The sequence below is a fragment of the Sulfitobacter mediterraneus genome (assembly GCF_016801775.1).
GTDB lineage: Bacteria > Pseudomonadota > Alphaproteobacteria > Rhodobacterales > Rhodobacteraceae > Sulfitobacter > Sulfitobacter mediterraneus_A.
Genome location: NZ_CP069005.1, coordinates 121,134 through 134,588 on the forward strand (window position 1 = coordinate 121,134; position 13,455 = coordinate 134,588).

At 57.7% G+C, this 13,455-nt stretch carries 13 protein-coding genes; 10 read left to right on the forward strand and 3 right to left on the reverse strand.

Features of this window, described 5'->3' with window-relative positions:
- The first annotated feature begins 19 nt into the window (after positions 1 to 19).
- From JNX03_RS19210 to JNX03_RS19235, 6 genes are read left to right on the forward strand one after another with little or no spacing between them, the layout of a single operon-like run.
- Positions 20 to 1,249 carry a serine hydrolase domain-containing protein gene (locus tag JNX03_RS19210; RefSeq protein WP_203199940.1) on the forward strand — a complete coding sequence of 410 codons (1,230 nt, stop codon included), beginning with the start codon at positions 20 to 22 and terminating at the stop codon, positions 1,247 to 1,249.
- 28 nt (positions 1,250 to 1,277) lie between these two features.
- Entirely contained in the window at positions 1,278 to 2,912 is a 1,635-nt protein-coding gene (locus JNX03_RS19215) for an AMP-binding protein (protein WP_203199941.1), read from the forward strand.
- Entirely contained in the window at positions 2,909 to 3,805 is an 897-nt protein-coding gene (locus JNX03_RS19220) for a DMT family transporter (protein WP_203199942.1), read from the forward strand. Before JNX03_RS19215 ends, JNX03_RS19220 begins: the two co-directional genes overlap by 4 nt.
- Positions 3,802 to 4,440, forward strand: coding sequence for a TetR/AcrR family transcriptional regulator (locus JNX03_RS19225; protein WP_203199943.1), 639 nt, complete (start codon positions 3,802 to 3,804; stop codon positions 4,438 to 4,440). Before JNX03_RS19220 ends, JNX03_RS19225 begins: the two co-directional genes overlap by 4 nt.
- On the forward strand, positions 4,437 to 6,086 hold the full coding sequence (locus JNX03_RS19230) for an amidohydrolase (protein ID WP_203199944.1): 1,650 nt from the start codon (positions 4,437 to 4,439) through the stop codon (positions 6,084 to 6,086). Before JNX03_RS19225 ends, JNX03_RS19230 begins: the two co-directional genes overlap by 4 nt.
- A complete protein-coding gene (locus JNX03_RS19235) occupies positions 6,083 to 6,946 on the forward strand; it encodes a CobW family GTP-binding protein (RefSeq protein WP_203199945.1) in 864 nt (287 codons plus the stop codon). The genes JNX03_RS19230 and JNX03_RS19235 overlap by 4 nt, the downstream gene beginning before the upstream one ends.
- A 481-nt stretch (positions 6,947 to 7,427) precedes the next feature.
- On the opposite strand, the gene JNX03_RS19240 is transcribed toward JNX03_RS19235, so the two are convergent.
- The gene (locus JNX03_RS19240; RefSeq protein WP_203199946.1) at positions 7,428 to 8,174 is read right to left on the reverse strand and encodes a hypothetical protein; all 747 of its coding nucleotides are present in this window, start codon (positions 8,172 to 8,174) and stop codon (positions 7,428 to 7,430) included.
- Between the two features lie 149 nt (positions 8,175 to 8,323).
- Between JNX03_RS19240 and JNX03_RS19245 the strand changes: the two genes are divergently transcribed.
- The gene (locus JNX03_RS19245) at positions 8,324 to 8,965 is read left to right on the forward strand and encodes a hypothetical protein (protein WP_111734087.1); all 642 of its coding nucleotides are present in this window, start codon (positions 8,324 to 8,326) and stop codon (positions 8,963 to 8,965) included.
- On the opposite strand, the gene JNX03_RS19250 is transcribed toward JNX03_RS19245, so the two are convergent.
- Positions 8,962 to 9,450 (reverse strand): disulfide bond formation protein B, encoded by a 489-nt coding sequence (locus tag JNX03_RS19250; protein ID WP_111734086.1) that lies wholly within the window; start codon positions 9,448 to 9,450, stop codon positions 8,962 to 8,964. The two genes, JNX03_RS19245 and JNX03_RS19250, sit on opposite strands and share 4 nt — an antisense overlap.
- Positions 9,451 to 9,558: 108 nt before the next feature.
- Positions 9,559 to 9,858, reverse strand: coding sequence for an SHOCT domain-containing protein (locus JNX03_RS19255; RefSeq protein WP_111734085.1), 300 nt, complete (start codon positions 9,856 to 9,858; stop codon positions 9,559 to 9,561).
- Positions 9,859 to 10,024: 166 nt separating this feature from the next.
- Between JNX03_RS19255 and JNX03_RS19260 the strand changes: the two genes are divergently transcribed.
- From JNX03_RS19260 to JNX03_RS19270, 3 genes are read left to right on the forward strand one after another with little or no spacing between them, the layout of a single operon-like run.
- The gene (locus JNX03_RS19260) at positions 10,025 to 10,807 is read left to right on the forward strand and encodes a DsbA family protein (protein ID WP_203212300.1); all 783 of its coding nucleotides are present in this window, start codon (positions 10,025 to 10,027) and stop codon (positions 10,805 to 10,807) included.
- 59 nt (positions 10,808 to 10,866) lie between these two features.
- Positions 10,867 to 11,322: a rhodanese-like domain-containing protein gene (locus JNX03_RS19265; protein WP_203212301.1), complete on the forward strand. Its 456-nt coding sequence runs from the start codon at positions 10,867 to 10,869 to the stop codon at positions 11,320 to 11,322.
- A gap of 4 nt (positions 11,323 to 11,326) precedes the next feature.
- On the forward strand, positions 11,327 to 13,450 hold the full coding sequence (locus JNX03_RS19270) for a protein-disulfide reductase DsbD family protein (protein WP_231024361.1): 2,124 nt from the start codon (positions 11,327 to 11,329) through the stop codon (positions 13,448 to 13,450).
- Positions 13,451 to 13,455 lie beyond the last annotated feature (5 nt).

Here is a 13,455-nt window from a genome sequence, read left to right on the forward strand (position 1 = left end):
GCATTTAACAGGAGCCCGCATGATTGACCCGTCTCGCATCAAACCGCCGCATATCACGCTGAGCAACTGGCGCGCACCGGAGCATATCCCATGGGCGCTGTCGCACTTCAGCTTTATGCCCACGGTGGATGTTGCTCGCGCTGGACAGGTGTCGCCGCTGCCTGCATCGCCACGCAATGACATTGAGGCCTTTCGTTTCGATCATGAGGGCCGGACCGGCACTTTGATCGACGCCCTCAGCGGCGATAGTGCTGATGGCTATATCGTTCTCAAGGATGGCAAGGTGCTATATGAAGGCTATTTCGGCGCCTTTCAAAGCCATGACAAACATCTTTGGGCCTCGACCACCAAATCGATCATCGGATCATTGTTCGGGGTGCTGATCGACCACTACGGTATCGACCCCGAGCAAACACCGGCAGACTATGTGCCCGCATTGGTCGGCAGCGCCTTTGCCCACTCCAGCCTGCGGCAAGTGTTGAACATGGTCTCGGCCCTCGATTTTTCCGAGGAATACGACGATATGGTGCCCGGATCCGTGCATCTGGAGTATTTCCGCAGGCTGGGGTTGGTGCCCGCCTGGGACCTGATGCAAATGGACCCGCGAAAAGACAGCACTCCGCGCGGCGCGCGCGGGTTTCTGCCGGCCTTTCGGCTGAACTCAGGGCTGACGCATGGAACGACCTTTGAATACCACTCGCCGAACGTGGATGTGATCGGCTGGGTGATCGAGGCGGTGACCGGACTGCCCCTGGCCGAGTTCATTCGCAAATACCTGTGGGCCAGACTGCAAACCGAACATGATGCGTTCCTGTGTGCCGACACCGAGTTCAACCCGATTGCCACGGGCGGTTTTAACTCCACCCTGCGCGACGCAGCCCGATTCGGGCTGATGGCGCTGAACGAAGGTCGGGTGGGCGACGATCAGGTCATTGGCGCAGACTGGATGGCCGACACATACGCGCTGCGCGATCAGGATCGTCTGGCATGGCAACGCAGCATCTTTGCGGACCCGACCGCAATCACCCATATGCCGGACTTTGGCGGCTATCGCAGTTTCTGGTGGATCTGCGATGCAGAGCAGGGTGAGCGCGCCGCGATCGGAATCTACGGCCAGATGATCTATGTAAACAAATCCACCAAAACCGTGATCGCAAGCTTTTCCAGCCCCGACTTTACCTCGAATGCGCGGCGGCCCTCTTTCAAACGTGTGTTACGAGGCAACCGGGCCTTGGCCGCAGCCCTGTGACAGACCCACTACCAAAAGGACGACGAAAATGACGAAACACTGGCTCAAGACCTATGACGCGGGCGTTCCGGAAACGATCAATGCCGATGCCTACCCGTCAATTGTGTCTTTGTTCGAGGACTCCGCAGCCAGATACGCCGATCTGGTGGCGTTTGAGTGTTTTGGACAAACCATGACCTATGCGCAGGTGGACCAGGCCAGCCGGGCCTTTGCCGCCTGGTTGCAAACAGAACTGGGTGTGCAAAAGGGCGACCGCATCGCTTTGATGTGTCCGAATATTTTTGCCTTTCCGGTGGCAATGCTGGGCATCCTGCGTTCCGGCGCCTGCCAGGTGAACGTCAACCCACTCTACACCCCGCGCGAGCTTGAGCATCAGCTGAATGACTCGGGTGCCGAAACCATCGTGATCTTCAGCGGATCGACCCCGGTTCTGGCCGAGATTGTCGCCAACACGCCGGTAAAACGGGTGATCTCGGTTGACCTTGGCGATGGGGCTGACCTGCCGATCCCGTCCCCCCAGGTGGATGCGCGGCTCAGCAACGTCACCCCGATGGCCGAGGCGCTGAGCCAGGGGGCAGGGAGGACCTATGCCGATGCCGGTCTTGGCGGCGAGGACCTGTTGTTCTTTCAATACACCGGCGGAACAACCGGCCCCTCCAAGGGCGCGGTACTGAAACATCGCAATGTGGTCGCCAACCTTGAGCAATACAAAGCCTTCCTGCCCGAGGCGTCGGTCCCGACCAAAGAGGTCATGGTCGGGGCCCTGCCGCTCTATCACATCTTCGGCCTGACGATTTCGCTGGCCTATATGTCCCTGGGCGGCCGGGTCGTGCTGATCCCGAACCCGCGCGACATTGACGCCTTTCTTGACGCTATCAAAAACGCCGGGATCACCGTGTTTCCCGCAGTGAACACGCTGTTTGCAGGTTTGGCGATGCATCCGGGCACCAAGGACGTGGACTTTTCCAAACTCAAGGTTTCGATCGGCGGCGGTGCGGCGATCATTGAAACGGTGTCTGACAATTGGAAGGCCCTGACCGGTCGCCCGATCACCGAAGGTTACGGTCTGTCCGAAACCGCCCCGCTGTTGTCGATTGTCCCCATGGGCGTGGGGAAATTCACAGGCTCTTGCGGATTGCCCGTGTCATCGACGGACATCAGGCTTTTGGATGAGGACGACAACGAGGTGGCCATTGGCGCACGTGGCGAGATTTGCGCCGCAGGACCGCAGGTGATGGCGGGCTACTGGAACAAACCCGAGGCCACCGCCGAGGCGTTCACCGCCGACGGGTTTTTTCGCACGGGCGACATCGGCGTGTTCGACGGGAATGGGTATCTGCGCATCGTCGACCGCAAGAAGGACATGATTATCGTCAGCGGCTTCAACGTCTTTCCCAATGAGATTGAGGCCGTGGTCACGGCGGTCGATGGGGTGGCCGAATGTGCTTGTGTCGGCGTGCCAGACGAAAAGACAGGCGAAGCCGTGAGCGTCTTTGTGGTCAGAAAACCGGGCGCTGAGGTCACTGATGAGGCCATCCTGACCCATTGTCGCAAGGAAATGACCGCCTACAAGGTGCCGCGCAGGATCACCTATGTCGATGAGTTGCCCAAGTCCGGCGTCGGCAAGATTCTGCGCCGTGAGCTGCGCAAAGCAAGCGCATGAAGGCGGTTGCCCCACATCCGGCATTGGCATATGCCGTCATGGCCCTTGGGGCGATAGGGCTGACGCTGGGGGACTTCTTTATCAAGAAATCCTCGATCGACGGTGTTTCGATTGCGGCCCTGCTTTTGTTTGCCTGGCCTCTGACCGCAGCAAGCTTGGTTTTGTTGGCAAAACTGCAGGGGGGGATCCGGCATCACCTCTATCCCCATGCGCCCCGCAAACTGTTGATCCGCGCTGGCCTGCTGCTGGTCATGTCGGTGCTGAACATCTCGTCACTGTCGCTCAATCCCTACGGGCAGCATGCCATGCTGTTCCAGTTGTCCCCGGCCTTTGCCTTGTTGATTGGCGTGACCTTTCTGGGAGAACGGCTGACAGCGCATGTGGTTCTGGTGTTGCTGGCCTGCCTTGTCGGGACATGGTTGATCCTGAACCCGGGGCTGGGAGGGATGGCAGTTACTTTGCTTTTGGCGGTTGCCGCGGCGATATCGAATGCCATGACAAACGTCTATATGGCGTCAAACCGCGCGGCGGCAACGCCGATCGGCTTTACCTTTTGGGCGGTGAACGGAGTTGTGCTTGTGGCCGCAGCGTACTGGATTCTGGCAGAGCGCACCCTGCCGCCGCTGTCTTCGCAACTCTGGATTCAACTAAGCGCGATGTGTGCGGTTTCAGGGATCGTGCTGGCCAGTCTGGCCATGCAACTTGCCGGCAGTGATATCGGCAGAGTAACCATCATGCTTTATACTCAGATGCCGGTCGCTTTGGGGCTGGGATGGCTTGCATTCTGTGAACGACCCACAATAGTGGCCATGCTGGGCGGCGTGCTGATTGTGCTCGCCGGTGCCTCCATTCCGCTCGTGGCGGTATACAAAACCGAAAGGACGACGGCATGAGAAAACCGGACACCGACAGCTATCGACCCACAAAACAGGCACGCAGCGCCCGGTCCGAGCAACTCTTGCTGGATGCCGCAGAAGCGCTTTTTGCCGAACACGGATTTCAGGGTACCAAGGTGACGGACATCATCGAACGATCGGGCTGTTCGATCGGAACCTTCTATCACCGGTTTGGCGACAAGGAAGGTTTGGCGCGTGTGCTCATCCATCGCTTTATCGAAGATGGCACGACCATGATCGACGCCCTGGACCTGAGCCGCTCAAAGTGCGGTGATCTGCCGGGAATGCTGCGTTATCTCGCCGGAGTTCTCTACGACACAATGACCGACAAGTTGGGCGTCTACAGGGCGTCGCAGCGGTTGAACTCGCTCGCCTCCAAAGGTGAGGTGAACACCGCCGTGCTGGTAGCCCCACTGGCAGCTCACGTTCTGGTCCATGCCGCCGATTACAGCGACGAGATCTCGGCCCCGGACGGTGAGGCAGCGTTGCGTCAGGCTCTGCAGCTTATTGTCATGATCACATGGCAGACTCGTTTGGGCGCCGGAACTCTGTTTCCAAAGGACAGGGGCCCACTCATTGAGATGATGGTCAAGTCCGCGATGGGGCTGTTGAAAGAGGACGCCAAGAGATGAACGAGATCACGGTCTTCACCGCCAAACGTGTCCACACGATGAGCGACAGCGCGCCAACCGCGACGGCTGTGGCGGTGCGTGACGGCATTATTCTCGAAGCGGGCACGCTGGAGAGCCTCGCGCCCTGGCTCGAGGCGCATCCTCACAGGATCGACACCCGTTTTGCCGACAAGATCATGATGCCGGGGTTCATTGATCCGCATCTGCACCCCTTTATTGGCGCCGTCCTGTTGCCGACCGCCTTTGTCACCGCGTTCGAATGGAAAGTGCCTGGGCAGGATGTTCCGGCAACACGCGGCCACGCAGAATACCTTGAGGCTGTGCGCGCGGCGGTGGCCAGGGACGATGGCTCAAAACCAATTTTCGTCACTTGGGGCTATCATCAGATCTGGCACGGAGATGTCACGCGCGAAGAGTTGAATGACATCTCGGCTGACAGGGCAATATTGGTCTGGCACCGGTCGTTTCACGAGATCATTCTGAACGACGCCGCCATCGACCGTCTCGGGATCGACCGTCAGATGATGCAGGATCACCCGCAGATCAACGCCGAAACGGGGCGGTTTTCCGAAACCGGGGCCATGGTGGCCATTGATGGGTTGAAACCCATCCTGTTTTCGCCCGACTGGTTTGGAGCCGGGCTCTTCAGGCTGCATGAGGTGCTGCATGCGGGAGGCCATACAACTGTGGCGGATATGGCCTGGGGCATGTTCGACTACGAGATGGAATGGGCGGCCTGCGTTCAGTCGATGGAGGTCGCAAATCCCCCCTATCGCGTGATGATGGTGCCGCGTGGTTTGCCCGAACCGGAATTGATGGGCAATCCCGAAGATGCCTTTGCCCGGGTCGATGCGCTCACTGATCGCGGCACGGACCGGCTGTTCTTTGATCGCCATGTCAAATTCTTCACCGATGGCGCGTTCTTTTCAGAGCTGATGCAGTTGACTGATCCGGGCTATATCGACGGCCATCACGGAGAATGGCTGACCGCGCCGGATCAGTTCGAGGCCATCGCGCGCCCCTATTGGAATGCGGGCTATCGCATCCATGTGCATTGCACAGGCGATCTGGGGGTAGAACTGGCGCTGGACGTGCTGGACAAGCTCCAGTTCGAGCGCCCGCGCGTCGATCACCGCTTTACGATCGAGCATTTCGGGGTTTCAACCGAAGATCAGGTCCGCCGGATCAAGGCTCTGGGGGCGATTGTCTCGGCCAACGTCTATTATCTGCACGAGCTGGGCGAGGCCTATTGGCGCAAGTCCATAGGCCACGAACGGGCTAGCCAGATGGCGCGGCTGGGGTCTTTGGCGCGTGCAGGCGTGCCCTTTGGCCTGCATTCCGATTTCACCATGGCTCCGGCGCATCCGCTGACCAGCGTCTGGGTAGCGGTGAACCGCTTTGCGGAATCCGGCGCGGTCCTGGGTGAAAATGAGCGGGTCAGCGTGCATCAGGCACTGCGGGCGATCACCATAGATGCGGCCTGGGTGATGGGCCAGGAAAACATGATCGGGTCCATCCAATCTGGAAAAAAGGCAGACTTCACAGTGCTGGACGAAGACCCTTACGGGGTTGATACTGCGCGGCTCAAGGACATTGCAATCCATGCCACCGTGTTTGAGGGGGTCGCGCACCTACTGGACAAATGACAATACCGACCATCCTAGTTTCAGGCTATCTGGGCGCCGGAAAAACCACGCTGATCAACGCATTTCTACACGATCCACAAGGACTTAGGGCAACGGTTCTGGTGAACGATTTTGGTGCCGTGAACCTTGACGCCGATCTGATTGAGAATGCTGATGGGAACACCATTGCTTTAACCAATGGATGCGCGTGCTGCGCCATCGGTGACGATCTGCTCTCCGCCGCGCGACAAGTGGTTGAAAGCCCCGAGGCGGCGCGGCCTGATCTGGTTGTCGTGGAGGCAAGCGGTGTTGCCGAACCAGCCCGTATGGCGATGCTCTTGCGCGGAGTAGCGGGACTTGCCCCAGCGGCGATTCTGACGTTGGTCAACGGATCGACAGCCACCCGGAACGCGAAGGATAAATTCGTCGGCCGCTTGTTTGTATCGCAGATTAACAATGCACATTTTGTTGCGGTGAACCGCACCATGGGGCACGAAAAGGTGGTCAGCACACTCGTGGCACAACATGGGCTCTTTGCCGTTCAAGTAACAACGCTGATGGATGCCGTGAATGCCCAGTTGGCACTTTCCAGAACACGTGCCGGGGTGGCAACGGAGCCCCCCGAGTTTTTCAGTCGCGTAATTGACCTGCCAAATCCCGTGTCAGAGGCCGCGGTGGTGACATGGTGTGAGAACCTGCCTGACCATATCCATCGGGTAAAAGGACTTATGCAAACCACCAGCGGTCTGCGAAAACTTGACTATTGTCAGGGCAAATTCACTCTGGTTCCCGCTGGGGCGAGGCTGAAATCCGTCCCCCAGCGGATTGTTCTGATCGGAACGCAAAAGATAGACACTTTACAAGATTTCATTACCTCGTGAGCTTCTCGGGCGACGGGCGCGGCAAGAGGGTAACTCAATTTTCAAGTTAGTTGTGGCCCGAGTCTGTTCATTTTAAGAATTTGGACTGAGGTTTTTTGGACATTTTTGCCCGATAGTCACTCGATCCAATTCGTTCCACAAGTTTCTAACGCCTGTTGCGAGACACCACTTTAGTCGTACTCAAGGGTTCAATCGATACTTTGTCCGTGTCTCGAAGGTCTATGCAGCCGGCAGTGAAAGCTGTGTATTGGTTTGCGCCGCAGCGGCGACCAAGAACGACTGCTTCGGTGACCCACGCCGCATCGCAACGAAAAGTGCGCCGCGGCTGCGAAGTCCTGCTGCGTCAGCAAAGTTCTCAAATCCAATGTCGACTTTGTCCGCTCAGCTGACCTTGGCATCGACAGTAGCGAACGACCGGTGATTGAGTAACTCCGAGCACTTAGGTCAGCACGGATGAATGCCAACGCTGTCTTTGACGGCGCTAGTAGTTCACCTGCTCAAAACCGTAGTTGCCTTCATAGTCACGCCAGTCGACAAATACTGAGCGGTGATAGATGCCGGGGCAATTTTGCCCCCATCTTTCGAGACCAATTTGAGCGGTGGGGAGGGCGGTGATGGAAGTTCTTTGCCAAGCGAACTCACCTTGCGTTCCATATGTGCCAAGAACAACGTTGGCGCTACGTTCGCAATCTCCTTCGCTTCCAGCCTGGTATTGTCTTGCGTACTGGATATTAAAGACGCGAATAGACCGCACGAAATTGAACTCAGGACCGCTGATATCGATGTCCGCGCGATCTTGAACAAGCCGGAGGGCTCTATCGGCGAGTACGAAGTCATTAGGGGCATCTGGAGTGCGCAAAGCAGCCTCAATCGGGGTAGCGACATCTTGCGCTGGAAAAGACTGTCGCGGTTCAGTGCGGTTGTTCTGTAAGAACGCTTCAAAGATGCGGTTTACACTGTTTGGTGCTGGAGCGGTCTCATAGGACGCACCCATTGGACAGCGCCAAATTTGGAGCGGCGGCTCCACTGGCCAGGGCGTAATCCGCCGGATGAATTCGGCGCGAGCCCGAGCACAAGGGACAGAAGCGGGCCAGCCACCAGAGAGACACAAGAGGATTGCGCAATCGATCGGGTATGTCTGCGCGCGGGCGGGTACCGGCAGCGAAACGCCTGTCACACTTAAAGCAACTGCGACCGAGGGGAGGAGCTTCTTGAGTAGATGACGCATGCTGAGGACCCTCTGTGACTGGCTTCAGCATACATACGAAAATATACTATCGCAACATCAAGTATAATGTCGCATAATGAAGTTTATGTGAATAAATGATGGTCGCAGAGAAAGTCGACTGTTGTCTCCCGACATGCCAACCTGCTCACATGCAACGGTTCTTCTCAACCAAAATGCCGGGCGTGCAATTTGTAATGAACGTCTTGGTCTTCAGCCTGATCGGTCTCCTGCCGGTCTTGCTCGTTTATGTCATGCGTGCGCCTGGATTTGCTTCGGCGTTGATGGACGGTGGACCGGCGCTATCACGATTTTTCAGGCAGGTTCTGACGAATGGGCTGCCGGTCATCTTTATCGTCAACTACGTCGGTTTCTTTCTGTTTGCGGTGTTGAATGCCAAGGACGCCAATGGCCGTGATCCGGCGTCGTACATTCTCCTCGATCTTGTAATCCGCGTCGCTCTCTTTCTCGTTCTCCACGCCTTCATATATGTGCTCTCCGCCAGTTGGTTCGGCTCATTTGGAGGTAGTCGGGCCACGGCTCTGTCAGTGGTTGCGCCCACACTGGCGCGGTCCGCACACTTTGAAAATATTTCCGGGGTCTACCTGTATGCTACGCTGGTAAGTGCGCTGCCGCTCTATGTCACCGCGGCGGAAGACTCACTGATCCTGAGACCATTCGTCAGACTTTTGCCGAAAAAAGCGGGGGCTGTTGTGGTTGCTTTGTTTGCCTTCCTTTTGACAGTTCTGTGCCTGACGCTCACTGCGAGTGTAATGGCGCGTCTTCATGGCTAGGTCAGCGTGTGATTTTCACGTGGCCGATAAGCGTGCGCTGCTTTGGCCAATGCCATGATCCAGAGCCCTGCTAGAACGAAACTCCAAAGCGCATTCCAACTCGCCATAGATAGATTCAGGAATTCCCACGCGACTTCGTCACACATCACCAAGTTTGATGGTGAGGATGACGCGGAGGGCAAAAGGTCCGCACCTGACAAGTTCGATATATCGAGACCAGAGCCTGTGCACGCTGTCGGACCTTCCCACCAATCCCGTTCGACGCCGGTGTGGAAAATCCCGATGCCCGCTGTCGTGAGGGCCGCGGCAGCACCTGCCATCAAGAGCAGCAAGATGGGCAAACCAACCATCAGAAGCGCGCCAATAACGATGGCAATGGCGTGAGGATACCGCTGCCAGATGCACATCGCGCAGGGCGCATATCCGAGCGCCTGAAAGATGAATGCGGCGAGCAAGAGCACAGCCGATCCACCTGCAGCGAGCATCCCGAGTTGTTTTTCTGTCACTTGTACCTCATAGAGTCAGACTGGTTGAGTACCAGGGGTACGTCGTGAGTTTCCCAAGCCTAGTAGTGAACACAGGTGCCCAATTCACTACTCGCCGGTCAGTAGCTTCTTTCGAGCGGTGTAGTCCTCTGCGTCAATTTCGCCCTTGGGCAAGCGCAGATCGAGTTCGCTCATCGCATCGGACTTTTCAGCCTTTGTCGCTCCTCCATCCATGTTGCGAATAAACCAAACGACACCGGCAACAACCAATCCCAAAACGATGATCCAAAGGATTGGACCAAACATCATCCCCATCCCGTATCCCCAGCCCGACATGTGGCCATAGTCATCTGGATCGGCCACGGCAGGTGTCGCAAAGAGCGCTGCAATTATTCCCAATCGATACATGTCCACCTCTTTGTCCGATCGTTATCCCTATCCGGTGATACTTTGATACTTTGATACTCGCTCAACATCCTGTTTTCACGACCGGAAATGTATCAGTTTGTAGAGTTGACCTTTTATCAGACGTCGCAGTACGACCGAAAGGTAACGAGGTCAGATCAGGCATCAGATGGATTCCAAGAAACGGTCAACGCTTTTGACGATCGGTGTGATCATCGCAGGGTACGCCGCCCTGCGCACAGTCCCCTCTTTGCTGCCGGAAAAACTGGAATTGCAGGCGCTCGATAGACCAGAAGGATTTCGCAAGTTCGTTGCGGGTGAGACGTCAGGCGGCTTCGATCCTTTTTTTGGCTTGGGCACGGCGGACAGCACCGAAGTGGCGGCGCAGAAAGCCGCGGCCTTGGAGCGCGTCTCCGAGAATATTTGTTCGGCCCTTTACGGTGGTCTGACTCCCACGCCTACCCAAGTCCCGATGGCGTCGTTCTCGGACTACTATTGCCCCTTTTGCCGGGTGCAAACCAAACGATTGGCCGACATGACGAGCGAGATGCCAGACAAGATCGCAGTGGCGTGGCATGAATTGCCGCTCCTCGGCGACAGCTCAAATCTTGCGGCCAAGGCAGCTCTGGCGGCGAAACGGCAAGACGCGTACGTCGCTTTCCACGAACGTTTGATGACAACGCCATTCCAAGCGTCGCCGGAATACCTTGCCCGCCTCTCCGATGACATCGGCGTCGATAGCAAGAAATTGATCACCGACATGGGGAGTGCCGAGATCACGCGCGAGCTGGAAGACAGTGCAGCGCTTGCACGCGTGTTCGCCTTTGTCGGCACGCCGGCCCTCGTGATCGGCCGTACTGTCGTCCAAGGTCAGATCAGCGACAGAACGGTTCGCGAGATCATCGAGTTGGAGCGCGAAGAGGGTTGGCGAGATGTCGGTACGGCTGCATAGGCTGCAAGGCACGCCCCGGGAAGTCTTGGCATTTCTCGTCAATCGACTGTGGAGGAAGTATGGATAGGCGGTGCTTCATCCTGCTTGCATCGACGTGGGTCATGGGGCCTCAGGTCGTTGCGGCCGCAACGCGCGAAATCTGGTCGGCTGCTAAGACGGCCGACGCATTGGCGCAGGACAAGATTTCCCTGATTGATGTTCGATCGCGCCCTGAATGGGTGGAAACGGGCGTCGCAAAAGACGCATGGCCCATCAGTATGCACGAACCCGGGTTCGAGCAGCGCTTGTTCCCCGCACGTGATTTTTCAGGCGAGAAACCCATTGCGCTGATTTGTGCCACCGGTGGGCGCAGCGGCCGTCTTTTGAGCGTCTTGAAACGAGCCGGCTACACGGGCTTCATCGATGTGTCGGAAGGCATGCTGGGATCACCGAAGGGGCCAGGCTGGATCGCACGCGGATTGCCGGTGACGGATCTCGAGGCGGCCTTGGCAAGCCTGCCTGGCGCTTTGCGTTGACCGCATGCTCATCCATATGATGGTCCGGTTTTTTCAGCTCAGGGCTTGGCTTCTGCTCCTTCTCGGTTGCATGGGCATCTTCCTATCCGATGCCGTCAAGGCTGCCGAATCCGAGAGCTTTTCAAACCCCGCCGTAACCGCGCGTCTTATCTCGGCCGAAGACGGGATTGCGCCAGATGCCGCCTCCGTCTCACTTGGATTGGCCTTGGAGTACGGCGAGGGCTGGAAGGGATACTGGCGCACGCCCGGCGAGGTTGGCTTGGCACCCGAGATCGACTGGTCGGGTTCAACCAATCTGAAATCCGCGGAGCTACTCTGGCCCGCGCCGAAACGTTTCGAGGCCTTTGGGATCGAGAACTTCGGCTATTCAGGTCGGGTTGTCTTGCCGATCCGCGCGAGACTTGAGGACGCCGGCCACCCACTGGAACTGCGTGCCCGCGTGTCGTTGCTGACATGTTCGACTGTCTGTGTGCCCCATGACTTCGAACTCTCACTCGCCCTGCCACAAGGCTTCGGGATCGATACAAACTCGGCTCGCCAGATTGCCAATTACGCCGATCGCGTTCCCGCGGTACCCGAGAACAGCGACATCATGATATCGGTCACGGCCCTCGATGCGCGCGACTCGGCTCTCATCGTTGTGGCAACGAGCGACACACCGTTCGGTGAGGTCGACGTGTTCCCGGAATTCGGACCCCTTGTGACCTTTGGTAAACCAGATATCCGATTGGATCGCGATAGAACGGAACTGTGGGCACAAATACCGATCAACGCCTGGACCGAAGAGCACGCAGAACCTTCGGTGACGATCACAGACACCGCACGTGCAATCACGGCGCCGATCACGCTTACCTCAGATCCCCCTGCCCCACCGTTTTCAAGCGCGAACCCTCGCGCGAGTGTGCTGAAGGTCATGGCGGTGGCCGCCATCGCCTTTCTCGGTGGTCTGATCCTGAATGTCATGCCCTGTGTGTTGCCCGTTCTATCGATCAAGCTCACATCTGTTTTGAAGGCAACCGGTCAAACCCGGCAGATGACACGCAACGGATTCCTGTTTTCAGCTTTGGGGGTACTGACATTTGTCTGGGCGCTTGCGGCTGCCTTAGTGTTTCTTCAATGGATCGGAGTATCCGTCGGCTGGGGTATACAGTTCCAAAATCCGGTCTTCGTGACTCTGATGTTCATGGTCATCGCCGTCTTTGCCGCCAATCTCCTCGGTGCATTCGAGATAACCCTGCCCGCGGCCCTTCAAGACCGCCTGGGTGCCAGCAGTGCCAGAGCCGGGTACATCTCAGACTTTGGCACCGGACTGCTTGCGGCCATCCTCGCCACGCCCTGTTCCGCCCCGTTCCTGGGCACCGCGATCACCTTTGCGCTTGCGGGCACACCACTGGACGTAATGGTGATATTCACAGCGCTCGGTCTTGGACTGGCCCTCCCCTACCTCGTCATTGCCGCACGTCCCGAGTTGGTCACGCGGATGCCCCGGCCCGGGCGATGGATGCTTCTGGTCAGGATCCTTCTTGGCGGTCTGTTGCTGGCAACAGCCGCATGGCTCTTGTTCGTTCTTGTCGGCGTGGCGGGCGCGCGGGTGGCCGCCTTTATCTCGGCACTCACAGCTGTGTTCATCATCGCGGCATCAATCCCACGGGCGAACCGATGGGCGCGGCGTGCGGTTCTCAGCGCCTGTGTTCTTCTGGCGATTTTCGGAGCGGGTCTAATATCAACGCCTGACCGCACAATAGCTGCGGTGGATGCGATGTCTCACTGGCAGGATTTCGATCCCCTCCGCATCGCGCGCTACGTCTCTGAAGGCGAGACGGTTTTCGTCGATGTGACTGCGGATTGGTGTCTGACCTGCAAAGCCAACAAGTCTCTCGTGCTCGACAAGGATCCAGTGCGTGCGCGGTTGCGCGGCGGTTCCGTAATCGCCATGCAAGCGGACTGGACCAAACCCGATGACGCGATCGCGCGGTTTCTCGAGCGGCATGACCGCTATGGCATTCCGTTCAACATCGTCTTCGGACCGGGGGCTCCTTCCGGTATCGCCCTACCGGAGATTCTAACGCCACAGGCAGTGCTCGGCGCGCTCGACGCCGCTTCTATGCGCAGTCTCGTGTCAGAGTGATATGC